The sequence below is a fragment of the Streptomyces sp. NPDC058678 genome (assembly GCF_042714835.1).
In the GTDB taxonomy this organism is placed as follows: Bacteria; Actinomycetota; Actinomycetes; order Streptomycetales; family Streptomycetaceae; genus Streptomyces.
Map to the genome: position 1 here is coordinate 29,074 of NZ_JBHXSG010000053.1, position 23,367 is coordinate 52,440.

The 23,367-nt window shown below is 70.5% G+C and carries 23 protein-coding genes and 3 pseudogenes; 14 read left to right on the forward strand and 12 right to left on the reverse strand.

Annotation, left to right across the window (positions count from 1 at the left end):
* Positions 1 to 2 precede the first annotated feature (2 nt).
* Positions 3 to 2,213 carry an acetate--CoA ligase family protein gene (locus ACFWWR_RS35790; protein ID WP_383875011.1) on the reverse strand — a complete coding sequence of 737 codons (2,211 nt, stop codon included), beginning with the start codon at positions 2,211 to 2,213 and terminating at the stop codon, positions 3 to 5.
* The gene (locus tag ACFWWR_RS35795; protein WP_384307715.1) at positions 2,210 to 3,727 is read right to left on the reverse strand and encodes an FAD-dependent monooxygenase; all 1,518 of its coding nucleotides are present in this window, start codon (positions 3,725 to 3,727) and stop codon (positions 2,210 to 2,212) included. The genes ACFWWR_RS35790 and ACFWWR_RS35795 overlap by 4 nt, the downstream gene beginning before the upstream one ends.
* Positions 3,728 to 3,910: 183 nt before the next feature.
* Here ACFWWR_RS35795 and ACFWWR_RS35800 point away from each other — a divergent pair, with 183 nt between their 5' ends.
* Positions 3,911 to 4,720, forward strand: coding sequence for a PaaX family transcriptional regulator C-terminal domain-containing protein (locus ACFWWR_RS35800; RefSeq protein ID WP_383875008.1), 810 nt, complete (start codon positions 3,911 to 3,913; stop codon positions 4,718 to 4,720).
* Positions 4,721 to 4,947: 227 nt separating this feature from the next.
* Here ACFWWR_RS35800 and ACFWWR_RS35805 read toward each other — a convergent pair whose 3' ends face one another.
* On the reverse strand, positions 4,948 to 5,730 hold the full coding sequence (locus ACFWWR_RS35805; RefSeq protein WP_383875006.1) for an IclR family transcriptional regulator: 783 nt from the start codon (positions 5,728 to 5,730) through the stop codon (positions 4,948 to 4,950).
* A gap of 343 nt (positions 5,731 to 6,073) precedes the next feature.
* Between ACFWWR_RS35805 and ACFWWR_RS35810 the strand changes: the two genes are divergently transcribed.
* The 8 genes and pseudogenes from ACFWWR_RS35810 (at position 6,074) to ACFWWR_RS35845 (ending at position 13,483) form a co-directional block, all read left to right on the forward strand.
* Positions 6,074 to 7,060 carry an amidohydrolase family protein gene (locus tag ACFWWR_RS35810; RefSeq protein ID WP_384307717.1) on the forward strand — a complete coding sequence of 329 codons (987 nt, stop codon included), beginning with the start codon at positions 6,074 to 6,076 and terminating at the stop codon, positions 7,058 to 7,060.
* A gap of 16 nt (positions 7,061 to 7,076) precedes the next feature.
* Entirely contained in the window at positions 7,077 to 8,627 is a 1,551-nt protein-coding gene (locus ACFWWR_RS35815) for a bifunctional 3-(3-hydroxy-phenyl)propionate/3-hydroxycinnamic acid hydroxylase (RefSeq protein ID WP_383875003.1), read from the forward strand.
* Entirely contained in the window at positions 8,624 to 9,916 is a 1,293-nt protein-coding gene (locus tag ACFWWR_RS35820) for an MFS transporter (RefSeq protein ID WP_384307720.1), read from the forward strand. Before ACFWWR_RS35815 ends, ACFWWR_RS35820 begins: the two co-directional genes overlap by 4 nt.
* Positions 9,913 to 11,040 carry a maleylacetate reductase gene (locus ACFWWR_RS35825; RefSeq protein WP_384307723.1) on the forward strand — a complete coding sequence of 376 codons (1,128 nt, stop codon included), beginning with the start codon at positions 9,913 to 9,915 and terminating at the stop codon, positions 11,038 to 11,040. The genes ACFWWR_RS35820 and ACFWWR_RS35825 overlap by 4 nt, the downstream gene beginning before the upstream one ends.
* A 1-nt stretch (position 11,041) precedes the next feature.
* Positions 11,042 to 11,902, forward strand: coding sequence for a dioxygenase (locus tag ACFWWR_RS35830; RefSeq protein ID WP_384307726.1), 861 nt, complete (start codon positions 11,042 to 11,044; stop codon positions 11,900 to 11,902).
* A 194-nt stretch (positions 11,903 to 12,096) separates the two neighbouring features.
* Positions 12,097 to 12,294: pseudogene (locus ACFWWR_RS35835) on the forward strand (hypothetical protein); the annotation flags it as partial.
* A 76-nt stretch (positions 12,295 to 12,370) separates the two neighbouring features.
* A complete protein-coding gene (locus tag ACFWWR_RS35840) occupies positions 12,371 to 12,562 on the forward strand; it encodes a hypothetical protein (RefSeq protein ID WP_384307756.1) in 192 nt (63 codons plus the stop codon).
* Between the two features lie 69 nt (positions 12,563 to 12,631).
* Positions 12,632 to 13,483 carry a HEAT repeat domain-containing protein gene (locus ACFWWR_RS35845; RefSeq protein ID WP_384307728.1) on the forward strand — a complete coding sequence of 284 codons (852 nt, stop codon included), beginning with the start codon at positions 12,632 to 12,634 and terminating at the stop codon, positions 13,481 to 13,483.
* Positions 13,484 to 14,158: 675 nt separating this feature from the next.
* Here the strand turns inward: ACFWWR_RS35845 and ACFWWR_RS35850 are convergent.
* The 5 genes from ACFWWR_RS35850 to add all read right to left on the reverse strand — a co-directional run bounded on the left by ACFWWR_RS35850 (position 14,159) and on the right by add (position 16,309).
* Positions 14,159 to 14,422, reverse strand: a complete 264-nt coding sequence (locus ACFWWR_RS35850; RefSeq protein ID WP_383874994.1) for a hypothetical protein — start codon at positions 14,420 to 14,422, stop codon at positions 14,159 to 14,161.
* A complete protein-coding gene (locus ACFWWR_RS35855; RefSeq protein ID WP_384307731.1) occupies positions 14,419 to 14,778 on the reverse strand; it encodes a DUF6247 family protein in 360 nt (119 codons plus the stop codon). The genes ACFWWR_RS35850 and ACFWWR_RS35855 overlap by 4 nt, the downstream gene beginning before the upstream one ends.
* A gap of 28 nt (positions 14,779 to 14,806) precedes the next feature.
* Positions 14,807 to 14,956 (reverse strand): hypothetical protein, encoded by a 150-nt coding sequence (locus tag ACFWWR_RS35860; RefSeq protein ID WP_384307734.1) that lies wholly within the window; start codon positions 14,954 to 14,956, stop codon positions 14,807 to 14,809.
* A complete protein-coding gene (locus tag ACFWWR_RS35865) occupies positions 14,943 to 15,167 on the reverse strand; it encodes a hypothetical protein (protein ID WP_384307737.1) in 225 nt (74 codons plus the stop codon). Before ACFWWR_RS35865 ends, ACFWWR_RS35860 begins: the two co-directional genes overlap by 14 nt.
* Before the next feature lie 104 nt (positions 15,168 to 15,271).
* Complete coding sequence (gene add / locus ACFWWR_RS35870) at positions 15,272 to 16,309, reverse strand: adenosine deaminase (RefSeq protein ID WP_383874986.1); 1,038 nt, start codon at positions 16,307 to 16,309, stop codon at positions 15,272 to 15,274.
* Between the two features lie 56 nt (positions 16,310 to 16,365).
* On the opposite strand from add, the pseudogene ACFWWR_RS35875 reads away from it, so the two are divergent.
* Positions 16,366 to 16,790: pseudogene (locus ACFWWR_RS35875) on the forward strand (transposase family protein); the annotation flags it as partial.
* A gap of 131 nt (positions 16,791 to 16,921) precedes the next feature.
* Positions 16,922 to 17,785 (forward strand): LLM class flavin-dependent oxidoreductase, encoded by an 864-nt coding sequence (locus tag ACFWWR_RS35880; protein WP_383874984.1) that lies wholly within the window; start codon positions 16,922 to 16,924, stop codon positions 17,783 to 17,785.
* 357 nt (positions 17,786 to 18,142) lie between these two features.
* On the opposite strand, the gene infA is transcribed toward ACFWWR_RS35880, so the two are convergent.
* The 3 genes from infA to ACFWWR_RS35895 all read right to left on the reverse strand — a co-directional run bounded on the left by infA (position 18,143) and on the right by ACFWWR_RS35895 (position 19,696).
* Positions 18,143 to 18,367, reverse strand: coding sequence for a translation initiation factor IF-1 (gene infA / locus ACFWWR_RS35885; protein WP_383874982.1), 225 nt, complete (start codon positions 18,365 to 18,367; stop codon positions 18,143 to 18,145).
* Positions 18,364 to 19,155 (reverse strand): GNAT family N-acetyltransferase, encoded by a 792-nt coding sequence (locus ACFWWR_RS35890; RefSeq protein ID WP_384307739.1) that lies wholly within the window; start codon positions 19,153 to 19,155, stop codon positions 18,364 to 18,366. Before ACFWWR_RS35890 ends, infA begins: the two co-directional genes overlap by 4 nt.
* Before the next feature lie 205 nt (positions 19,156 to 19,360).
* Positions 19,361 to 19,696: a transposase gene (locus ACFWWR_RS35895; protein ID WP_384307742.1), complete on the reverse strand. Its 336-nt coding sequence runs from the start codon at positions 19,694 to 19,696 to the stop codon at positions 19,361 to 19,363.
* 240 nt (positions 19,697 to 19,936) lie between these two features.
* Here ACFWWR_RS35895 and ACFWWR_RS35900 point away from each other — a divergent pair, with 240 nt between their 5' ends.
* The 3 genes and pseudogenes from ACFWWR_RS35900 to ACFWWR_RS35910 all read left to right on the forward strand — a co-directional run bounded on the left by ACFWWR_RS35900 (position 19,937) and on the right by ACFWWR_RS35910 (position 22,722).
* Positions 19,937 to 20,497: a hypothetical protein gene (locus ACFWWR_RS35900; protein WP_383874976.1), complete on the forward strand. Its 561-nt coding sequence runs from the start codon at positions 19,937 to 19,939 to the stop codon at positions 20,495 to 20,497.
* A gap of 423 nt (positions 20,498 to 20,920) precedes the next feature.
* A pseudogene (locus ACFWWR_RS35905) lies at positions 20,921 to 21,040 on the forward strand (ABC transporter permease); the annotation flags it as partial.
* A gap of 146 nt (positions 21,041 to 21,186) precedes the next feature.
* Positions 21,187 to 22,722, forward strand: coding sequence for a von Willebrand factor type A domain-containing protein (locus tag ACFWWR_RS35910; protein WP_383874972.1), 1,536 nt, complete (start codon positions 21,187 to 21,189; stop codon positions 22,720 to 22,722).
* Positions 22,723 to 22,760: 38 nt separating this feature from the next.
* Here ACFWWR_RS35910 and ACFWWR_RS35915 read toward each other — a convergent pair whose 3' ends face one another.
* On the reverse strand, positions 22,761 to 23,360 hold the full coding sequence (locus tag ACFWWR_RS35915) for a chorismate mutase (protein WP_383874970.1): 600 nt from the start codon (positions 23,358 to 23,360) through the stop codon (positions 22,761 to 22,763).
* Between the last annotated feature and the right edge of the window lie 7 nt (positions 23,361 to 23,367).

Here is a 23,367-nt window from a genome sequence, read left to right on the forward strand (position 1 = left end):
CCTTAGCGGTGCTGTGCGGGTGAAGCGGCGGGGACGATCACGGCGTCCAGTGCGATCAGTCCGTCGGCGGTGAGCCGCAGCGGGTTGATCTCGATCTCGGCGGTGTCGGGGCTCGCAGCGAGGCAGGCGCCGAGTGCCGAAACGACCCGCCCGAACTCGGCGCGGTCCAGCACGGGCCCACCGCGCCAGCCGTCGAGCAGGGCGCGGGCAGCCAGGTCGTCGGGCATCCCGGCGGCCTCGGGGACGGAGAGCGGGGCGAGCCGGATCGCCACGTCGGCGAGCGCCTCGGCGGCCGTGCCGCCCAGCCCGGCGAGGACGACCGGCCCGAACACGGGGTCCCGTCGCGCGCCGAGCACGAGGTCGACGCCGGCCGGGGCCATGGCCTCGACCAGGTAGCGGCGGTCGGAGCCGATGGCGTCCAGGGCCGCGTCGAGTTCGTCGGGGGTGCGCACACCCAGGTGGACTCCGCCGATCTCCGTCTTGTGGAGGATCGCGGCGTCGAGCACCTTGACCGCGACGGGCCCGCCCAGCAGACGCAGGGCGTGGTGGGCATCGGCGCGCGTGTCGCAGGCGAGACGGTTCGGGGTGCGGATGCCGAGCGAGGCGAGGAACGTCTTGGCGGCGTCCTCGTCCAGCGGACCGGACGGCACGGCGGCGGCCGTCTGTTGCAGCGACCCGTCGGTGCGCATGGCCTGCGGTCGGGCATGCGTCACCGGGGCCGGGACTGCATTCGCGGCGGAAGTCGGTCCGGCCGGTGCCGGGATCCCCGCCTTGTGCATGGACACGCCGCCCGGCGGCATGGACGGCACGCCAGCGGTCGTCTCCCGCAGCGACCCGTCGGTGCGCACGGCCCGCTGTCGGGCATGCGTCACCAGGGCCCGTACGGCATTGGCGGCGGAAGCGGGCCCGGTCAGCGCCGGAATCCCCGCCTTGTGCAGCCGCGCCCGCTGTTCGGCGACATCCTCGGGCAGGCCGCCGACGACCACCACGGCCGGGGAGTCCGTACCGAGGCCGGCGCCCTGGGCGGCCGAGGCGAGGTCGACGCTGTCGGGTTCGGTGAGGGCGTAGACGGCGAGCAGGTCCACCGCCGGATCCGTGGCCGTCGTGGCCAGCACGCGCGCGAAGGTCTCGGCGGGCCTGCCTGTGTCGACCGGGTTGCGCTGGTAGGTGAGCGGGGGCAGCAGTTCACCGAGCGCCCGCTGCGTGCTCTCGGCCAGCTCCGGCATCCGGATGCCGTCGGCGCCCGCCCGGTCCGCCAGCAGCAGCCCCGGCCCGGCCTGGGCGGTCACGATGGCGAGCCCGGGGTCCGGGAGGGGAGGCAGTTGGATGCGGGACAGGGCGGTGAGCGCGTCCACCATCTCCCGTTCGTCGTCCACGACCACTGCCCCGGCCTGCCGCAGCGCGGCCCGCGTCGTACGCCAGGAGGTGGCGAGCGCTCCGGTGTGCGACCGGGCGAAGTCACCGACGTCGCTGCGGCCGACGACCAGGGCCACGACCGGCTTGACGGAGGCCGCCAGCCTTACGGCCTCGACCAGTTGTGGCCCGTTGGGCACCGTCTCCAGATGCAGCGCCACGGCCGTCGTACGACCGTCCCCCGCGAGGTGGGCCAGGACGTCCGCGGCGGTGACGCCGAGGCCTGCCCCGATGCCGACGCCGAGGCTGATGCCGTTGCCGGCGGCGACCAGGTCGAAGGAGAGCGCGTGGTTGACGCCGCCGCTGGCCGCGACCACCGCGATGTCCCCGGCCGGGAGCTGTCCTGCCGCGGGCACGAAGCTGGCCGTGAGTCCGAGGTGGGGGGCGAAGAATCCGGAGGTGTTCGGTCCGAGCAGCCGGATCCCGGTCTCCTGGGCGACGAGGCGCAGGGCGTCCGCGTGCGCCTCGCCCTCCGGGCCCGCCTCACCGAAACCGCCGGCGCAGACCAGCGCGGCACGGCAGCCTGCGGCGGCCGCTTCGGCCAGTGCGTCCGCGCAGCCGACCGCGGGCACGCACAGGACCGCCAGGTCGAGCCGTCCGGCGGTGTGCGCGGCCGCTTCGGCGACCGAGGCGTACACGCCCTCGCCGGGCTCCGGGCGCCGCGCGTTGACCAGGGCGCGGGCGCCGGGGAAGGGGGCCAGCGAGCGGGCCATGGCGGCGCCCAGCTTTCCGCTCTGCCGGGAGGCGCCGATCACCACCACGCCCTCGGGCGCGAAGAGCGGCGTCAGGTCGGTGCTCATGCCTGCTCCCCCGCCACCAGGTCGGCGCGCCCGGACAGCAACAACGTTTCTGCACGGTCGTCGTCCATCGTGTCCTCCACGATCAGTGCGGGGATGCCGTGCACCAGCCGGGCCTGTTCGGCGAGCAACGACCGGGTGAGCGGGGTTCCGCCCTGTACGGCGACCAGGTCCGGGGGCGTGTCACCACTCAGGGCGTCGGCCAACTCGTCGTAGATCTGCGGTAGTCGAGACTCAACCTCGGGTGCGGTGAGCCACAGGCATCCCTCGGAGCGGAACGCCGTGAGCTCCTGTGCGGTCAGCCGTCGCCCGCTGAACTCCCTGAAGGGGGTGTCCAGGGGATCGCGTCCGTCGTGTGCCGCCCGCCAGTCCCGTACGACCTGGTCGACGAACTCGGGGTCGCGGCGCCCGATCCGTTCCTTGCCGATGCTGCGGGACATGAAATGGAAGGCGAACTGCGTCGGTTCGAACGCGTCGTGGTAGCGCCCGAAGTGCTCCCACCAGGACAGGCTCGGCCGGGCGGAGCCCTGGATCTTGTCCACCGAGGGGCGCCGGGCCGCCTCGTACGCCTCCAGGGCGCTCGGCAGGTCGTCGCGGTGGGCGAGGAGGCTGCCGGCGAGGGCGACGGCGTCCTCCAGGGCCATCTTGGTGCCGGAGCCGACGGAGAAGTGCGCGGTGTGCGCGGCGTCGCCGAGCAGGACGACGTTGCCGCTGTGCCAGCGCTGGGTGCGCCGGGTGCGGAAGTTGCCCCAGCGGGAGTTGTTGACCAGCAGTTCGTGCCCGTCGATCTGCTCGGCGAAGAGCTTCTCCAGGTACGCCTTGCTCTTCTCGTCGCTCGGGCCGGGCGGCTGCGCGGTGTCGAACTCGTCGAGGCCCGCCCTGCGCCAGGACTCCTCGTTCGTCTCGACGATGAAGGTGCTCACGCTGTCGCTGATCGGGTAGCCGTGCACGGCGAACGTGCCGTGCGGGCCGTGCTCGTGCACGAAGGTCAGGCCGTTGAAGAGATAGTCCGTGCCGAACCAGATGAACTTCGCGGTCGCGACCTCCACCTCCGGCACCAGCACGTCGGCGAGCCGGTCGCGCAACCCGGAGTTCGCCCCGTCGGCGGCCACGATCAGGTCATAGTCGGCCAGCTCGGCCGGATCCGCGGGGATCTCGTGACTGAACCGGAGCTCGACCCCGACCTCCTCGGCCCTCTGGTGCAGCAACTGGAGCAGGGTTTTGCGGGTGATGGCGGCCATGCCGTTGCCACCGCACCGTATCCGCTGCCCCTTCAGCCGCACCTCGATGTCGTCCCAGTGCCGGCCGTGGTCCGCGAGCGCCGTGCGCAGCACCGGGTCCGCCGCGTGGATGGCGGCAAGGGTCGCGTCCGAGAACACCACACCGAAGCCGAAGGTGTCCTGCGCGCGGTTGCGTTCGAAGACCGTCACCTCGACCGACGGATCGGCCTGCTTGACGAGCGCTGCGAAGAACAGCCCGCCGGGGCCGCCTCCCACGCAAGCGATCCGATTAACCATGGCTCCTGCCTCCACGTCGAGTACGAGCCCAGACTCAGGCCCGGACGCATCTCGTGTCAATGGATACACGGGCGTGAATAATTTGTCGCGCTTCGTCGAAGCCGCTTCTCCAGCGGAGGCAGGCATTTTCCCGGTCGGGCGACTCGTCGTCACGACGGCCGTCCCTGTGGCATAGTCGGTTTCGTGAAGCCTCGATCGATCGTCTTCGACCTGTTCGGCGACTACGTCCGCTATCGCGGCGGCGCCGCCCGGCTGCGTACCCTCAGCGCACTGATGGGCTGCTTCGGTGTCGGCGAGAGCACCGTGCGGGTGGTCCTCGCGCGCCTGCGCAAGGAGGACTGGTTCGACGTCCGGCGCGAGGGCAGGGAGACGGTCTACACGCTCAACAAACGCAGCCTCCAGCTGCTCGACGAGGGCCGCTCACGCATCTTCGACCGGGCCCCGTCCGACTGGGACCGGCACTGGCACATGGTCATCTACTCGGTCCCCGAGACCGAGCGCGGTGTACGCGACCGCATCCGCAAGGAGCTGGCCTGGCTGGGCTTCGGCCCCCTGGCCCCGTCCACCTACGTCTCCCCGCACGACCGGCTCCAGCAGGTCCGGGAGAAATTCGCGGACGAGCCGGCCGTACGCCTGGACACCCTGCGCTGCCAGTCGGGCGGTCTGCCTGTCGACCGTGAGATGGCGGCGCGCGGCTGGGACCTCGCCGCCCTCAACGAGGACTACCGGGAGCTGCTGCGCACCTACCGCAGCCGGATGCCGTCGTACCGGGCCGGGCACCTCAGCCCCGAGGAGGCGATGGTCGAGCGCATGCGGCTGACCTACGACTACCGCAAGTTCCCCTTCCGCGACCCGGACCTGCCGACCGATCTCCTTCCCGCGGGCTGGGTGGGCCACGAGGCGCACGAGATGTTCCTGGAGGCCCACGAGATCCTCGGCCCCTCCGCCGAGTCCTACTACGACGAGGTGGCCGGCCCGCGTCCTGTCGCGTAGGGCCTGTCCGGCGGATCAGGTCGGAGGAAAGCAGCGGCGCCTTATCGGCGCACGTGAGCGGGGCATGGTGCGTCCAACGGCAAGGCGGAGGAGGGCGTCGACGCGATGGGGGCCCCCCGCGCGAGGTTGTTCGAGCGTGGGGGGAGTCGGCAACCGACGACAACGCCGCAGGTGGGCGTGGAATGCCCCGCGTCTCCGGCATGATCCGCCGGACAGGCCCTGGGGCTCTACGCCAGGTGTCCCAGCTCGTGCGAGGCGGCGGCCACGGTGTCGCGCAGCTCCTGGGTCACCTCGGCGAGGTGGTCCGGTGTGCCCAGGCTCTCGGGCAGGACGACGGAGACGGCGAGCGGCAGCGGGTCGCCTGCCGCGAAGACGGGCGCGGCGACCGAGATGATGCCCGGGATGACGCCGCTGTGCGTCACGACGTGTCCGTCGTCGCGGATCCGCGCCCGGGTGGCGGCGAGGCGCTCGCTCGTCCACTCCCCCTCCTTGCCGCGGAGCTCTTCGCCCAGCACCTCCTCCGTGAGGCTCTCGGGCAGGTGGGCCAGGAAGACCTGCCCCACGGACGACGTGAGCAGGGGAAGCGTGGCGCCGACGCGCACCGTCAGGGGCAGCGGACGGGTGCCGTACGCCCAGCTCACCACGATGGGGCCGCGGTCCCCCCACACCGCGAGGTTCACGGAGTGGCCCGTGCGGTCGCGGAGCTGCGTCGCATGGCCGCTCACCACCGCCACCTCGTTGGTTCGGCGCAGCGACTCGGCGCCCATACGGCGCATGGCGGCCCCGAAGTCGTACAGGCCCGAGGCGGGATCCTGTGAGGTCAGACCGATGCGGCCGAGGCTGACGAGGTAGCGGTGCACCTTGCTGGGCTGCATGCCGCTCGCCTGCGCGATCGCCGACAGACTCAGCGCACCGCCGCCGCTCTCCAGCGCCAACAGGACTTTCATCGCCATCTCGACGGACTGGATGCCCTGCCGCTCCCCGTTCTCCCTGGGGTCAGTCGTGGTCACAGCGCAGCCTTCTCCCCTGCCGGTGCATGAACGCCGTCAGCCTATCGAGGCGGCCGATACAACAGATCTTACATTCACTATTGCGGAACGCGTTACGTTCTGGTGAACTGCGGGAGCGGTGACGGGGTCGCCCTTCCCCGACTGCTCCCGGCACACCGGCGGCCCGTTTCGCAGCCGCCCGAAGCCACTCCTGCTTCGGCGCACACACCCGCGCTTCTCATCCGCCCCGGCCCCTCACACCGAGCCGGGCGCCGCCGCACCCCGCCTGCATACGGGACCTCGAACGCAGAACGAAGCCCGCGTACGAGATCCCGCGTACGACATCCCCCGAGGAGAACTCCGAATGAAGCTGATCGGCCTGGAAGAACACTTCGTGACCCCCGACCTGGTGGGTCACGGCACCTCCACCGCCTCCATCGCCCAGCCCCATGCCTGGGCCGAGGCCTCCCGGCGGCTCCTCGACCTCACCGAGGAACGCCTCGACGGCATGGACGCCGCCGGCCTGAACATGCAGGTGCTCTCACTCAACTCCCCCGGCCTCCAGGCGGAGAAGGACCCGCAGGCCGCCGTACGCCAGGCGATCACCGTCAACGACTTCCTCACCGGCGTCATCGCCGGGCACCCCGACCGCTTCTCGGGCTTCGCCGCCCTGCCCCTGCAGGACCCCGAGGCCGCCGCCGACGAACTGGAACGCGCGGTCACCCAGCTCGGCCTGCGCGGCGCCCTCGTCAACGCGCACACCCACGGCAGGTACCTGGACGACCCCGCCCTGCGCGTCGTCTGGGAGCGCGCCGAGCACCTCGACGTACCGCTCTATCTGCACCCGGCCAACGGCGTCGACACCGCGCACGTGCTCTCCGGTCACCCCGAACTCGTCGGCCCGATGTGGAGCTGGGGAATCGACACCGCCACCCACGCCCTGCGACTCATCTTCGGCGGGGTCTTCGACGACTTCCCGAACGCCAAGCTGCTCCTCGGCCACATGGGAGAAGGGCTGCCGTACGTGATGTGGCGCATGGACTCCCGCTGGGAGTTCCACGCGCACCACGGCATCGAACTCAAGCGCGGGCGCCCCTCGGAGTACATCCGGCACAACCTCTACATCACGACCAGCGGAGTCTGCTCCCCCGCCCCGCTGCTCACCGCCCTGCTCTCGATGGGCGCCGACCACATACTCTTCGGCACCGACTACCCCTTCGAGGACATCGAGACGGCCACGACGTTCCTGCGGAACGCCCCGATCAGCGACGCCGACCGGCTCAAGATCGGCCACCAGAACGCCGAGAAGCTCCTCGGCCTCACCACCACGCCCGCGCTCGCGGGTGTCTGAGCGGAAGGGAACGCACGTGTACGACGTCGCCGTCATCGGGTACGGGCCCGTCGGCATGGCCACCGCGGCGCTGCTCGGTCAGGCAGGCCACGACGTGGTCGTGCTGGAGCGCTACCCGACCCTCTACAACCTTCCGCGCGCCGCCATCTTCGACGACGAGACGATGCGGACCTTCGACCGCCTCGGCATCTCCCGCGATCTGCTGCCCACCCTGCACGTCCAGCGGAACTACGAGTGGCGCAACGGCGCGGGCGAGCTCCTCATCGAGCACGACTTCGCCGCCGTCGGCGGCCAGGGCTGGGCGGAGTGGTACATGATGTACCAGCCCTACCTGGAGGACACCCTCGACAGCCTGGTCCGCGGCCTCGAGAACGTCGAGATTCGCATGGACGCCCGGGTCAACGGCCTGCGGAACACGCACCAAGGCGTGGACATCCAGGTCGAGGGAAGCGACACGGCCGTCTCGGCCCGGTACGTCGTCGCCTGCGACGGCGGCAACAGCTTCACCCGCACCTGGCTCGGCACCGGGCAGGAGGACTACGGGTTCTCCGAGCCGTGGATGGTCTGCGACTTCCGCCTGACCGGCCCCACGGACATTCCCAAGGCCCGTCAGGTGTGCGACCCGAAGCAGCCCGTGTCGATCATCTCGCTGGGCCCCCGGCACCACCGGTTCAGCTTCATGCTCGACTCGGCGGACTCCTTCCCCGTCGAGCGGGAGCCCGACCGGGTGTGGGCACGGGTCGCCGACTACGTCGGCCGCTCGCAGGCCGAACTCGTCCGCGTCGCCACGTACACGTTCCGCTCGCTCGTCGCGGAGCGCTGGCGCAGCGGCCGGGTCCTGCTCGCCGGGGACGCGGCCCATCAGATGCCGCCGTTCCTCGGACAGGGCATGTGCTCGGGCATCCGCGACGCCCAGAACATCGCCTTCAAGCTCGACGCCGTACTGCGCGGCGCCGACGACGCCCTCCTCGACACCTATCAGAGCGAACGCGAGCCGCATGTGCGGGCCATCATCGCCAAGGGCATCGAGCTGGGCCGGGTACAGACCATGCGCGATCCGGTGGCCGCCGCGGAGCGGGACGCCCGCCTGATCGCACTGCGCGAGGCCGACGGGCGCCCCGAGAAGATGCGCTTCCCGGGCCTCGGCCCCGGCCTGCGCGACGAGTCCCCGCAGGCCGGGCACCTGATGCCGCAGGGCCGGGTGGAGTCGCGCGGCGCCGAAGGGCTCTTCGACGAGGTCCTCGGACGCGGATTCGTGCTCCTCGTGGACGGCCGGGCCGGCGCCTCGCTGGACGCCTCGACCACGGAGGTGGCCGCCCGTCTCGGCGTGGCTGTCCACCACCTCACCGAGCGCCGCCTCACCACGGAGGGGATCACCGATGTCGGCGGCGTCTACGGACGCTGGTTCGACGAGACCGGCCGCGCAGCCGTGCTGTGGCGGCCCGACTTCTACATCTTCGGCACCGCGGGCGTCATCTCGGACGTCCCGGCACTTCTGACCACACTCGCCTCAGCAGTCGAGCCGGCACAGGCTCCTGCCACAGCTGGAGAAGGGATCCGGCCATGACGACACAGTCCGCCGTCCGTCCGCAGGTCCGCGGAGTGTCCGCGAGCACGTTCATGCTGATCGCCGCCTGGGTGGTCGCGTCCCTCGAGGGCTACGACCTCGCCGTGTACGGCGTCAGCGTCCCCGCGATCCTCGGCGACCCCTCGCTCGGCATCGACAAGGCCGAGGCCGGCACCATCGGCTCCCTCGTCGGGATCGGGATGCTGGTCGGCGCCGCCCTCGCCGGAGCCCTGCTCCACCGCACCGGCCCACGCCGGCTCCTGCTCGTCGGCACCACCGTGTTCTCGCTCGGGATGGCGGTCTGCACGTTCGCCGGTGGCGTCCCGTCGTTCGGCGCCGGACGCCTTGTCGTCGGCCTCGGCCTCGGCGTCGTACTGCCGACGATCAACGCCTACGTCGCCGACCTCAGCGAGCCGGGCCGCCGCAGCCGCAACGTCACCCTGGTCATGAGCGGCTACGCGGCCGGCGCCCTGCTCTCCCCGCTGCTCGGCACCGCCCTGCTCCCCGACGTCTCGTACCGCTGGCTGTACGTGATCGGCGTGCTCCCCGTGTTCCTGGCCATACCGCTCGTGCTCCGGCTCCCGGAGAGCCCGTTCCACCTCAACCGCACAGGCCGCACGGCCGAGGCGAGAGCGGTGGAGGAGCAGCTCGGCCTCGCCCCGTCGGACGCCGCGCCGACGTCGGACCCGGGCCGCATGCTCGGCCTCGGATCGCTGCTCACGGGCGGCCTCGCGGTGTCGACCCTGCTCTTCTGGGCCATGTCGTTCTGCGGCCTCCTGCTCGTCTTCGGCATCAGCACCTGGCTGCCCAGCATCATGCAGGCCGCCGGCTTCTCCCTCGGCTCGGCGCTGCTGCAGACGGCGGCGATGTGGCTGGGCGTCGGTGTCGGTGCCATCGTCGGCGGCCGGGTCGCGGACGCGCTCGGCGCCAAGCGTGTGGTGGTCGTCGCGTTCCTGGTCGGCACGGTGAGCCTGATCGCGATGAGCACCCGCCCGCCGACGCCCGTCATGTTCGTGCTCATGTTCATCAGCGGGTTCGGGTTCATCGGTTCGCAGATCCTCGGCAACGCGTTCATCGTGACCAGGTATCCGGACGCCGTGCGCGGCAACGGCCTCGCCTGGGCCCTGTCCATCGGCCGCTTCGGTGCGATCGCCGGCCCGTCCCTGGGCGCGTTCGTCCTCACCTCGGGCGCCGACGTCAAGTGGGCCTTCTACGCCTTCGCCGTCCCCGCGCTCGTCGGGGCGTTCGCGGCGGGCGCCGTGCCCCGGGCGCGGGCGGTGAAGGCATGACCCTCGCCCCTTCGCCGGTCGTCTACGAGTCCTGGGGCCAGCGGGTCGTCTTCGGCTCGGGCACGGTTCGCAAGGACGTGGCGGCCGCGGTCGCGGGGCTCGGCGCGAGCCGGGTCCTGGTGATCGCGGCCGACGGGGAGCGGGCCCTGGCCGAGGACATCTGCAAGGACATCCCGGTCGTGGCGGTCTTCGGCGGCGTCCGGCCGCACGTGCCGGCCGAGGTGGCGCGGGCCGTGCGGGCCGCGGCCCACCAGCACACGGCCGACCTGCTGCTGAGCGTCGGCGGAGGGTCGACAACGGGCACCGCCAAGGCGGCGGCGCTCACCACCGGGCTGCCGATCCTCGCCGTCCCCACGACATACGCCGGTTCTGAGGCCACCCCCGTCTGGGGCCTCACCGAGGACGGCCACAAGCGCACCGGCGTAGACCCGAAGGTGCTCCCCCGGGTCGTCGTCTACGACGCCACACTCATGCTGTCGCTGCCGACGAGGCTGTCGGTGACGTCCGGCCTCAACGCCCTCGCCCACTGCGTCGACGCGTGGTGGGCGCCCCGGCACAATCCGATCAGCTCCGCGCTGGCCGTCGGGGGCGTCCGTTCCCTGGCATCCGCACTGCCCCACATCGTCGCCGACGGCCAGGACGTCGCGGCCCGCCGAGAGATCCTCTTCGGCACCTACCTCGGCGCGGTCGCTTTCGCGGGAGCCGGATCCGGGCTGCACCACAAGGTGTGTCACGTCCTCGGCGGCGCGTACGACCTCGAACACGCAGCCCTCCACTCGGTGGTCCTGCCGCACGTCGTCGGCCTCAACCTCCCCGCGGCACCCGAAGCGGCCCGCTACCTCGGAGCGGCGCTCGACGAACACAGCGACCCCTTCGGCGCGTTGCTCGCCCTTTACGCGCAGCTCGACCCCCCGTCCTCGCTGCGCGAGCTGGGGCTCGCCGAGGAGGAACTCGAGCGGGCCGCCGACCTGGTCATGGCCCAAGTGCCGGACTCCAACCCGCGCCGGGTCACCCGCGACGAGACACGCGAACTGCTGGGCCGCGCGTACCGGGGCGACACCCCGATGCCGGTGCCGGTCACCGCCCTTAGTACGAAAGAGCAAATTGATGACTGCGATGCCTGAGATGACTGGGACGACTGAACAAGAACTCACCGACCAGGTCGTCGCGAGCTTCGACACCGCGAAGGACGAACGGTTCCGCGAGGTCATGCAGGCGCTCGTGCGGCACGCCCACGCCTTCGTGCGCGAGACCCGGCTCACCGAAGCCGAATGGGGCGCGGCAATCGAGTTCCTGACCGCGTCCGGTCACATCACGACCGACACCCGCCAGGAGTTCGTCCTTCTCTCTGATGTCCTCGGCATCTCCATGCTCACCGTCGCGGTGAACGAACCGGGCCTCGGCGAATCGACGGAGTCCACGGTCCTCGGCCCCTTCTTCGTCCAGGACTCCCCCGAGATCGAACTCGGCGGGGACATCGCGGGCGGCGCGAAGGGCGAGCCGTCGTGGGTCGACGGCACGGTCACGGACACGGACGGCAACCCGGTCCCTGGGGCCCGCATCGAGGTGTGGGAAGCCGACGACGACGGCATGTACGACGTCCAGTACGACGACGGTGCCCTCGCCGGGCGCGCGCACCTGTTCGCCGACTCCGAGGGCGGCTACCGGTTCTGGGCGCTCACGCCCACGCCGTACCCGATCCCCGACGACGGCCCCGTCGGCCTGCTCCTCCAACACGCCGGCCGCTCACCGATGCGGGCCTCGCACCTCCACTTCAAGGTGACGGCACCCGGCTTCCACTCACTCATCACGCACATCTTCGTCGCGGGCGACCCCGGTCTCGACAGCGACTCGGTGTTCGGCGTGAAGGAGTCCCTCATCCGCCCCTTCGACCGCCACCGGGCGGGAACACCGACTCCGGACAGCCGTCGGTTGGAAGGGTCGTGGACGTCGGCAGGCTTCGACATCGTCCTCAGGAAGAAGTAGGGCCGGTCAGAGACCCAGGGGCAGCCCTCCCGATAGGACCGGCGGCGAACTCCGCTTAAGGTCAGCCGTCCAACTGCCGTCCGTAGCGGCTGTGCACCCGACGGGACGGTAGACGCAGCCCGGGCATGCTAAAACCCACGATCGGCATCCCCTCCTGCTCGGATACCGTGCTGGTCGAGGAAACCTGGGGGCAGATGCCAGCACCGCAACACGAGCTGACCGACCGGCTCGTGGCAGCCGTAGCCGCCAAGGACCGCGACACGGTCAAAGCTCTTCTCACAGAAGGCGCCGACCCAAACGCTCCGGGCCCCGACGGCCTCCCGCTGCTTTGCGCCGCCGTGGCCGCATTCGACCACGAGACTGCCGAGGCCCTGACGGACGGCGGCGCCGACCCCGACCGCACGTTGCCGGACGGCACGACACCGCTCCTGCGAGCCGTCGACCTCGGCTCAAACGCTCGTCGGTGCCGTGCTCGGCAACGACCCACAGCTGCGGCTCCCCGAGGGCTGCCGCAAACAGCTGCTCGACCTCGCGCGGCACTGGGTACAGACGGGCGAGGAGGAGGAGCTGCACCGGCGAACGGGAGCCGCGGGCCCGGCCACGCGCCGCCTCGTCAACGACGACAGGTACACGGACGTCGAGGAGGTCTCCCTCGGATGACTCACCGTCCGGGCGGGCCACAGCGCCATCCTCACCTCACTGGAAGAGCTGTTCGGCATCCTGGCGCCGGTGGCGGAGCTGGTGGCACGCGCCGTCCCGTACTGGGCCCCGGACGAGACCCATATCAACTGGTCCACCGCCAGATACGCCGTCGGTCAGCGCCAGAGCCCGCAGGACTGGTCCGACCTGAAGGCCCTGCAGCACCACCCCGACCCCGTCCACCGCAGGTTCCTCGCCGACGTGGTGTGGAGCCGCAACTCCATGACGTGGTGGAACCAACGCCAGGACACCGCGCAGGACGCTGAGTTCCTCGCTGCTTGGGCCCTCGACGAACCGGACGGCATGGTGCTCGCCAGGGTCTTGGAGGTCTATGCCGACGGGGAGCACCCCAACCAAGAGGCCATCGGTCTGCGATACGCCGACCACCCTGACCCGCGCGTGCGCAGCCAGGTTCCCAGCCTGATCTCGCGGGAAGTCCCGCCGACCGAGGCTGCCGCCACCACCTTGCTCGCCCTGTCGCGCGATTCCGACCCCGAGGTTCGGCGCTCCACCGCCGCAGACCTGGCCGCCCACCTCACGCCCGCGTTCCGAGATGCCCTGCTGGCCCTCACCCGGGACTGCGACTTCGACGTCCGGGCTCGAGCCGCCATCGCGCTGGGCGCCTCCGACGAACGGACGGCCGCCATCACGGGCGCCCTCGTCGCCCTGCTGGACGAGGAGCACCAGCTCCTCCGCTTGGAGATCGTCTACGCTCTCGCTCGCCGCGACGATCCCCGCACCGAACAAGCCTACAAACGCGTCGGGGAGCTCCCTCCAGGATTCGGCGAGATCGGCCCCCACCAGGAGGACCACCGCATACTCGCTCACTGGGATTACCAGCGGCGCAACAGCCCAACCGAATCGGACAGCCCAGCCAGCTGAGCACCCCGTCTGCGGTAGCCGCCGACGGCGCCTCCTCAGCCCGCCCGACTGGACCCCCACACACCCCAGCCGGGCGGCCCTGTCCGGAAAGCCCTCAGCTCTCGGTCAAGCTCCTCACCCCGTTGAACGCCGGACGGAGCGAAGTGACGAGCGGCCCTGGTCGGTGCATCAGCAGTCTCAACAGCCCGATCCGGCCCGCGGCCAGCCCCAGTCGGCGGCACAGCCGTGCGGCCGGACGGCCCCGCCCGGTTCAACCGCGATCGACCGCAGCCAGTTCGCCGGCCCGATGCTGGAGCGGCGGTGCCGTTCGGCCAACCCGCCGATCTGCTCGACGAACGTCCGGCGGTCTCAGCTTTGCCGGTCGCAGAAGGGGCGCGTACCCGGAGCCGAACCAGGACACGGCGAGGACCCAACGGCCGCTCGTCCAGGATGCGTTGGTACCTGCTGTGCACGCGGCCCGCTCGTATTCGACCGCCGGCCAGCGGCCTGGACAGATCCCCTGTTCCCCTCGCTGACCTGGGGCTTCACCAAACTGCGGCCAGAGCCGATTTCAGCCTGACCGAAGCCGGCCTGATCATGGACGGCTGACCGACATCACCCGATCAAGTGCACTAGCCTGCAAACACCCCGACCCGGCAGCTGCAAAGCCGGGGCCGGGGCGTTGTCGCGAGGTGACTAGCCGAGCCAGACGATGTCCACGACGTACAGGCGTCCGGCCGGGCGGTTGATCCAGTAGACGGCGGTGAGCTGTCCGACCGAGGCGGAGCGGACGTCCTCGCCTTCGGGGTCGCGGGCGTTGAAGGACGGGAAGGACCACGGGTCACGCCCGGCGATGTCCAGGACGTCCCGGAGCATCTCGCGGGCGTGGTCGGGCAACTCCCCTGCGGTGCCTGCGGCCTGGGGCGACAGGCGTGCGGGCCAGGGCGGCTGATCGCTCACGTACGGGTCCCGAGCACCTGGTCCAGGTCGATGCCGTCGGAGTCGTCGCAGCCGCCGGCGAGGAACGCGTCGACTGCCGGAGCGGAGGCGAGGCGGGCCTGCCAAATTCGTACGACGTCATGGACCGGGGCGAGGCTGTAGCTGTGCCGGGCATCGTCCAGAGCGCGTGCCCAGTCCTGCTCGAACGCGGGCACCCACACGTCGGCTCGGCGGTCGGCACGCAGCTGCGCGAGCAGCTGGGCGGCGGCGGCCGGGGCCGGCGGGACGGGGGCTTCCTCGGGCTGCGCGCTCATCGGCACCTCCTTGCGGGTCGTATCGTCACCGTACGCGCGGTGCGGGGCGGTGGGGACGCACATGCGGTGATCCTTCCCGTGCTGGCGGGTGTCATTCGACGCAGTAGTCGAAGACGGCGTCGCCGAGGATCTCGCTGACGACGTCGCGCAGCCGTTGGGCGATCTCGGCGGCGATGTCGGGGCTGCAGACAATCTGGCAGCCGATGTTGCGGAAGCCTGGGTCGTCGTCAGCCGGGGCCACTTCGGCCGTGCCGGTTCGGCGGCATTCCTGCTCCTTCTCCGAGGAAGTCGGCGGCTTCCTCCTCCTGGTGCCGGTAGTTGTCGGCGGCCTGCAGGTTCACCTCGCGTTCGGGCCCGCTCTTCGGGTCCGGGAACGGGTAACTGATGCTCGCGGTAAAAGGGACTCCGAATTGGTAGTCGAGATCCAGGTAGTCGATGTCATTGATGGCCACGTCCGACGTCCCATGGCGCGGCCACCACCGTCCTGGAAATCCAAGCAGGCAGCTCGTCCTCAAGGTTGTCCCGCAAGGTCCAGCTGCTTGTTGCCGATGGCGACTCAGGGGTGCAGTCGCAGTGCCTCTTGACCTGCCGGTGTCTTGGCATGGTCAGAGGTGTCCAGCCAGTCGCGGATGAGTGTAAGGGCTTCGTCCACGATCATGGGAGGGGCGCCGGAGGACTCGATCGAGGTGCGGGCTATTGCGGCGAGTTGGGGGTCGCTGAGGGCGAAGGCTGAGCGGGCCGTTTCGTACTCATCCAGCAAGCCGGGGCCGAACAGGAGGGGATCGTCGGCGTTGAGGGTGCAGCGGATGCCGGCGTCCAGCAGCAGCGGGAGGGGGTGGGCGGACAGGGACTTCACGACACCGAGGGCGACGTTCGAGGTGGGGCAGACGTCGAGGACTACGCCTTCCCCAGCCAGGCGGGTGAGGAGTGCAGGGTCCTCCACCGCTCGTACGCCGTGGGCGATGCGCCGCGCGCCGAGGACGTCGAGGGCGGCGCGTACGCTGGCCGGGCCCGCGAGTTCGCCTGCGTGCGGGGCGGAGATCAGGCCGACGTCACGGGCGATGGTGAATGCCCCGGCGAACGGCTCCGGAGGATACCGGGCTTCATCCCCGGCCAGGCCGAAGGCGACCACCCCGTTGTCTGCCCGGCGGGCCGCGAGCCGGGCGGTCTCGATGGCCTCGGAAGGATCGGCGTTTCGCCGGGCGAACACCACGACGCCGAAGCCGATGCCCAGCCGGGCAGCCGATCGGCGGCCTTCGTCGATCACCGCGTCCAGCACGTCGAGCGCGGCATGCGGATCGGCCTCGTAGGTCAGGGGGTTCACGTGTGGCTCGATCCACACCGCTCCGTCAGCGGCGGCGTCCTCGACCACCTCCCGTACCAGCCGCAGCAGGTTCTCCCGTGGGCCCTCGCGGACCAGCCGCGCGGCGACGCGGTACAAGGGCATGAAGTCCTCGAACGACGCGAAGTCGCCGCGCAGGTCCGGCGGTTGGTCGCCATGCTCGTCGGCGAGTTCCGCGAGAGTGGCAGGGCGCATCGCGCCCTCGAGATGCAGATGGAGATGGGCCTTCGGCAGACCGGCCAGGCTTCGCATGGCGCATCACTCTACGGCCATGTCGATGAGGTGCATGTGAAGCCGACGATCACCATGTGGCTGGTGTGATTGCGGCGTCGGAGCCTTCCTGGATAGCCCCGTTCACCGGGTTGAGCCCCCGGTTGTTCCGCAAGCTGGTGACCGCACTGCGCCGTGAGGGCGTTGATGCGGTGAGGCCGGGCAGGCCCTGGAGCCTGCCGTTCAGGACCGCGCGCTGCTGATGGCCGCCTACTGGCGCACGAACCTGCCCCTGCGGCAGCTTGCCCCGCTCTTCGGCGTCTCGAAGTCCACGGCCGGGCGGATCATCGACGACCTCGGCCCCCGCGACCACGGCATCGCGAACCCGTCGAAGAATTACCGGTACTCCACCAACCACCAGGTCGTCATCGACGCGAATACCAGCCTGGTCGTCGCTGCCGGCCGACCGGTCGCGGGCAACCGCAACGACTGCAGGGCATGGGAGGAGTCCGGCGTCAGGTCAAGAAGGTGTGGACGGAACCCGTGCTTCCCCAAGGGCTGCGGTCACGTAATGCACCAGGTGGCCGTGTGCTGTGAAGCCGCCTGGCCAGGACTCCGATTGCCCCTTCGCGGCCAACTGCGCATCCTGCTGGGATGCGCTTCTCCATCAACATCCCCAACTTCGGTGACTTCGCGGACGCCCGTAACGTCGCGACCGTGGCGGCTGCCGCCGAACAGGCCGGCTGGGACGGGCTTTTCGTCTGGGACCACGTTCTGCACCGACAACATCAGGGGCGTCCCTTCGGGGACCCCTGGATGCTGCTGACCGCGGCCGCGCTGGCGACCTCCCGGATCCGGCTGGGCACCCTGCTGACGCCGGTCCCCCGTTACCGTCCGCAGCAACTCGCCCGCCAGGTGGCCACCCTGGACCACCTCAGCGGCGGCCGGGTGATCTTCGCCGCCGGCCTGGGCGGTCCGATCGAGGACGAGTACCGCAGTTTCGGCGACGATGCCGAGCCACGCCTCCTTGCCGAGCGGCTGGACGAGGGACTGGAGCTGTTGAGGCGCTTCTGGTCCGGCGAGCCGGTGAACCACCACGGCCGGCACCACGAGGTTCGGGACGTGACACTGGTGCCTGCCACTGTGCAGCGGCCCGGTCCGCCAGTGTGGATCGGCGGTTTCTGGCCGCGTCGCCCGCCAATGCGGCGGGCAGCGCGGTGGGATGGTGCGGTGCCGCTCTTCGAGACGGCCCGGCATGGTCATGTACCGGATGCGGCCGAGGTAAGGGATCTGGTCGGCTATGTGCGCAAGCACCGTGCGGCCGGGGCCGAGCACCCCTTCGAGGTCGTGCTCGGCGGTGCCACGCCCCCTGACGCGGCCAAGGCCAAGGACGTGATCGGTCCGCTGCGCGACGCCGGCGCCACCTGGTGGGACGAGCGGCAGGTCCAGACCGGCCCCGACCTGGACCGCCTGCCTCCCGTACTCCGCCGCATCGAGGCGGGGCCGCCCGTGCTCTAGTCAGCCTCGAAGGGGTGCCGGGCTTGTCAGTGGAGCTCTTGGGTCGCCTCTTCGGCCAGTGGCTGGGCCGTTCGTGATCACCTGGTGGTTGGCGTTGGTCATTCCGGTCCAGGAGGGACTCGGCGACGACAGGTTGGGGAAGCGTGGATGCCAGTCGTTGGGCGCGGTTGCTGGTGATGATCAGGGACCGGCTCTGCCGTTCGGAGATCCTGAAGCTGGGGTTCGGTTCGGGCCGGACCTGCTGGCGGCTGGAGCGGTGGCCGCCGCGGCTGTGCGAGCCATCATCGGGGCCCCGGTCACGGAAACGCCGTGACCGGGGCCCCGGGATCAGCTACCGCGAAAGGTGCCGACCCCCCGCTAGTTCCGGTACCGGAACACGATCCGGCCGCGCGTCAGGTCGTACGGCGGGAGCTCCACCAGCACCCGGTCTTCCAGCATGATCTTGATGTAGTTCTTGCGGATCTTCCCGCTGATGTGCGCGAGCACGTGGTGGCCGTTCTCGAGCTCCACGGTGAACATGGCGCTGCGCAGACACTCGACGACCTTGCCCTCGACTTCGATGACGTTCTTGTTCTTCGTCATCGCACCAGCTCCAGGTTGCTGCTCATCGGCCGGGCGCCGATGCCCTCGCACAGCGCCGAGGCCGCTTGGTTGGACTCATGGACTTCAGTCCAGGCCGCGGCGAACCCGGAGCGGTGCAGCGTCCCCAGCGCGTGGGCCAGCAACGCCCGCGCGATGCCGCGGCGCTGCTCGCCGCCCCGGACCGCGAGCAGCCCGATGCGTGGCCGGTTCACCGTCACCACCCGGATCAGACCCAGGTAGCGGTCCGGCGCCGCGGCCACCGCGTACTTCGACGGGTCGACGATGGTGTCGCCTTCGGGGCGGGGAATTACCTCCGCGGGCATCGACTGCCACCCGACGGTCGCCTCGACTTCGTCACGGATCGCGCGGTCCACCGCCCGCAGCAGACTCTCGTCCACCTCACCGGCGGGCACGATCGTCACGCCCGAAGGCGGCTGGACGGATTCGAGCCCGGTGACCCGCGGGTCGGTCGGCACGGCGTACTCCCACTCGCGGCGCCGGATCGTGAAACCGGCCCGCCGCCAGCCGGCCGTCAGCTCGACGTCGGCTTCGTCGACCACCGTGTACAGCGGGGCCGGCAGTTCCGCCAGCATCGCCTTGGCGAGCCGGTCGAAGACGGAGTCGTGCCAGGCGTCGATGCTGACGAACAAGCGTCCGTCGGGCCGGTGCTGCGCATGCCCGCGGCCGACCACGAGGTCGTCATCCAGTGCATGCCATTGCCTGTCCGCGACGCGCGTGATCATCACCGCGTTCTCGCTCAGGCCAGATGTGAAGGGCTTCGTGTTCATCGGAGTGTCCTTCCAGGAGTGCCTCGATCTCAGGCGCTCCTGGCGACACCGAACGTCAGCCGCCGGACCGTGACGGGTTGAGGGAGCACCCATGGGTAACTGTGTTCACGGGTCTCACCTCCATACGACGGCTTCACGGTCCGCCACGAAAGTAGCAGCGGGGCACGGCCTCGCTCAAACCATTTCGTATGAGCTCGTAGCGCGATCATGATCCGGCCTTCTTGAGGCGTCTGCAGCAGATGGGGCCGCAAGCCAACGAGAGGAGGGGGTCGTGGAGTTCGACACGTCGTTCCGGGCGGACCGCGAGGCGTTTGGACTGGCGGAGCAGACGGACCGGTCGCAGCTCCCCCATTTTCGCGCGCACGTGGGAGCCGTCCACGCACGCGTGGGGCGGGAGGAGTTGCCAGGCGATGTCCTGGTGCAGGAGGACATACAGGATGCCCTGCAGACAGGGCCGATCATCTACTGGCCTCAGCCCCGGCGACCGCTTCGGCCAGGGCGGCAGCAGCGGTTCGACCCCTGCCCACAAGTCATCGTCCATGATCCACGGCCGAGTCGTCACAACCCGCCGAACGTCGGATCGTCACGACGGTCACGCCCGACCGGGGCACCTCAGCAAGGTCCTGTCACGAGCTGGAGGTTGCACGAGGGAGCGCAGCGTGTGCTGGGATGCACGGCTCCCGGTTGCAGAGGGACAGCGCGGGCCGGGAGTTCGAGTACCGCTGTGAGTCGGGCCCTACCGGTGAGATGCTCGATCGGGAGAAATCGGGGGGAGGCGTGGATGGGAACTGAGACGCGGACGGTAGCTCCGAGTCGTTTCCGGGATATGCCGCTGGTCGCGGGGGTTGTGCGGAAGCCGTACGAGGTGAACGGCGATGTCAGCGGCGCGTGGTGTGTCATCGTCGATGACGCGCAGTCGGTGCTGGAGGCAGTGCCGCCCGGTGGGACGGCATCCGTCGCGTCGACGCCCGGAAACGGCGGTGGTGAGGAGTACCGTCTCGTCGTCGTACATCCGGAGAGCGTCGTGGTGCATGCGTTGACGACGTGGGCGTTTGAGCAGCTTGAGGCGCATGACGGGCCGGTGGCCGTGGTCGTCGCCGATGGTGAACGAGTGTGCGGGGTCTGGGCCGGAGAGCATCTGCAGGAGGTCCTGGCGTTCGGGGTCCCCTTGTCGGCCCATCCGACTCTTGCGGGGGATCCGCACATTCCGCAGATCATTCGGCGGTGTGGCTACCGCGAGGGCGACGAGAGCTGTCGCGTTGTTCGGCGGTTCTCGTCCTATCCGCAGCGCATGCCACGATGCGAGTCATCGGCTTTGGCAGTGCATACCTTCGTGTGGTGACGCTGATGGTCACAGGTCTGACGCAGCGGGTGTCCGGCTGGCTTTCGGTGCGTGAGTTCTTCGCACTCGTCGTGCCGTGTCTGTTGTTCTGGGCGGTTGTGGCCCTGTTGCTCTTGCATCGGTTCGGGGCATCAGCGGCGCATCACTGGTGGACGGTGCAGGATCCGTCGGTGCGGATCGCGGTGGGCGCGGCTGTCATCAACAGCCGACGCGCATGCACCCTCGTTCGCCGTGACCGGGGCGCCCCGCGTGGTCGCCGGACCGGCCCGGGCCGAAGTGCCGGCGTCGCCGTACGGGGGTGAAACTCCCCGAAGGCGAACTGGTCGCCACGATCGGGGAATTCCTCTCCCACCCCCTACCAGGCGAGCGGCGCTTGGCCGAGGTAGTGCCAGTCCGGGCGCCATCCAGCCCAAATCCGGAGTGGTCCGGAGTGGTCCGGCGTGGTCCGGCATGATCCAGGGCAGGGCCGTTTTCATAACGTACGCCGTGGTGCTGTTCGCGCTGGCCTTCCGGGGTTTCGCCCGCAAGGACGTGGGGTCGTAGGTCACCGGAGGATCACCTACCGGTCTCGGTGGCCGTCTTCCGTGCCCTCTTCGAGATCCATCCGCAACGCTCCGTAGCGCACGTTCCGTCCCCCTGCGCCGTCACAGTCACAGACAAGGCGTCAACAGACCAAGGGGGCATGGAAGATGGAGCGATATCGAATACGGCGGCTGCGCGCCGCCCTGCTCGCGTTCACTACGGCGGGCGGCCTGCTGCTCACCGGGTGCGGCGCGGGTGACAGCGGTGACCACAGCAGCGCGGACGGGGTGACCGGCTTTCCCGCTCCCGACTACAGCCGGGGCACCGGCGAACAGGACGGTGACAGCCCCGACGACGAGTCGCGCGAGGTCGCCCCCTCGCCCGACTACCTCTCCACCTTCGCCCTCGACGTCGACACCGCCTCCTACGGCTACGCCCGCCGCACTCTTGCCGACGGACAGCGGCCCGACCCGTCAACGATCCGCCCCGAGGAGTTCGTCAACAGCTTCCGTCAGGACTACGACCGCCCCGACGGCAACGGCTTCACGGTGACCGTCGACGGCGCCCGCACCGACGAGGACGACTGGTCCCTGGTCCGCGTGGGCCTCGCGACCCGGGGTGCGGCCGAGCAGAGCGGCGAACGCCCGCCCGCCGCCCTCACCTTCGTCATCGACATCTCCGGCTCCATGGCGGAACCGGGTCGCCTCGACCTCGCCCAGAAGTCCCTGGGCGTGATGACGGACCGGCTGCGCGACGACGACTCGGTCGCCATCGTCACCTTCAGCGACAAGGCCGAGACCGTCCTGCCGATGACCCGCCTCGACGGCAACCGCGGTGAGATCCACGACGCGATCGACAACCTGGAGCCCACCTTCTCCACCAACCTCGGCGCCGGCGTCGAGACCGGCTACGCCACGGCCGTCAAGGGTTTGCGCGAGGGCGCCACCAACCGGGTCGTCCTCGTCTCCGACGCCCTCGCCAACGACGGCGACACCGACCCCGACTCCATCCTCGAACGCATCGACGGCGCCCGCCGCGAACACGGCATCACCCTGTTCGGCGTCGGCGTCGGCAGCGACTACGGCGACGCCCTGATGGAACGCCTCGCCGACAAGGGCGACGGCCACACGACGTACGTCTCCGACCCCGACGAGGCACGTACGGTTTTCTGCGAGCAGCTCCCGAAGAACATCGACCTCACGGCCCGCGACGCCAAGGCCCAGGTCGCCTTCGACCCACAGACGGTCGCCGAGTTCCGTCTGGTCGGCTACGACAACCGTCGCGTCGCCGACGACGACTTCCGCGATGACCGCGTGGACGGCGGCGAGGTGGGCCCCGGCCACACCGTGACCGCCCTCTACTCCGTCCGCACCAAGCCCGGCGCCGACGGCCACCTCGCCACCGCGACCGTCCGCTGGCAGGACCCCAAGACCCGCACCCCGCACGAGGAATCCGGCCAGCTGGAGTCCAGCTCCCTGGACGACTCCCTGTGGAGTGCGAGCCCCCGCCTTCAGGTCACGGCCGTCGCCGCCTACTTCGCGGATGCCCTGCGCAGGGGCGACGACCGCTGGGCCGCACTGCCGGGCGCCCGGCCACTGAAGGAACTGGCCGCCCACGCCGACGACCTGGCGGACACCACCGAGGACGAGTCCGTACGGGAGCTGGCCGAGACGATCCGCCAGGCGCGGCACCTCGCGGACTAGGTGCCCGGCCCACCCCTACGCCCGCACCACAGCGGGGACTAGCCGCCGCACACGGACGGCAGCGCCCGTCCGAGTCCCGCCAGATGCAGGAGGTCCAGGTCATGCCCGTACGCGGACCGCACGGCGGCGACGGACAGCCTGGGTTCGCACGAAGCCGAGGCCCGCGCCCTTTCCGTCTCCTGCAACGCGGCGAGTACCTGCGTGGTGATGAGGTCCAGCGCCGGCCTGACCTCCTTCACCAGGTCCGGCCGTTCGCTGGGCCGCTGCTCGGGATGCGTGTCCCAGCGGGTGTACAGCCCGCGCTGCACCAGCTTGTTCGCCTCGATCTGGTCCCGGAAGACCGCGCTCACCGCGTCCGGATCCAGTCCGAGCCCGGCCGCCCGCGCGGCCACGTCGTCGAGGACCTGCTGCTCGCGCGCGGGATCGTCGATCGGCTTGTCGGTGCCGTACTTGGCGGCGGCCACCTTGTCGGCGAGCAGCAGCCGCTCGGCGAACAGGTCGGTGAGCGGGGTGAGTCCGGGGGCGACGGTCGCCACCCGTACGGGAGGAGCGGCGACCGCCGGGGCGGCGCCGGTGAGAGCGACGGTCGCAGTGGCGCACACGGCGACGAGGACGGAGCGAAGGCGTTGGGGGCGCACGGGCTTT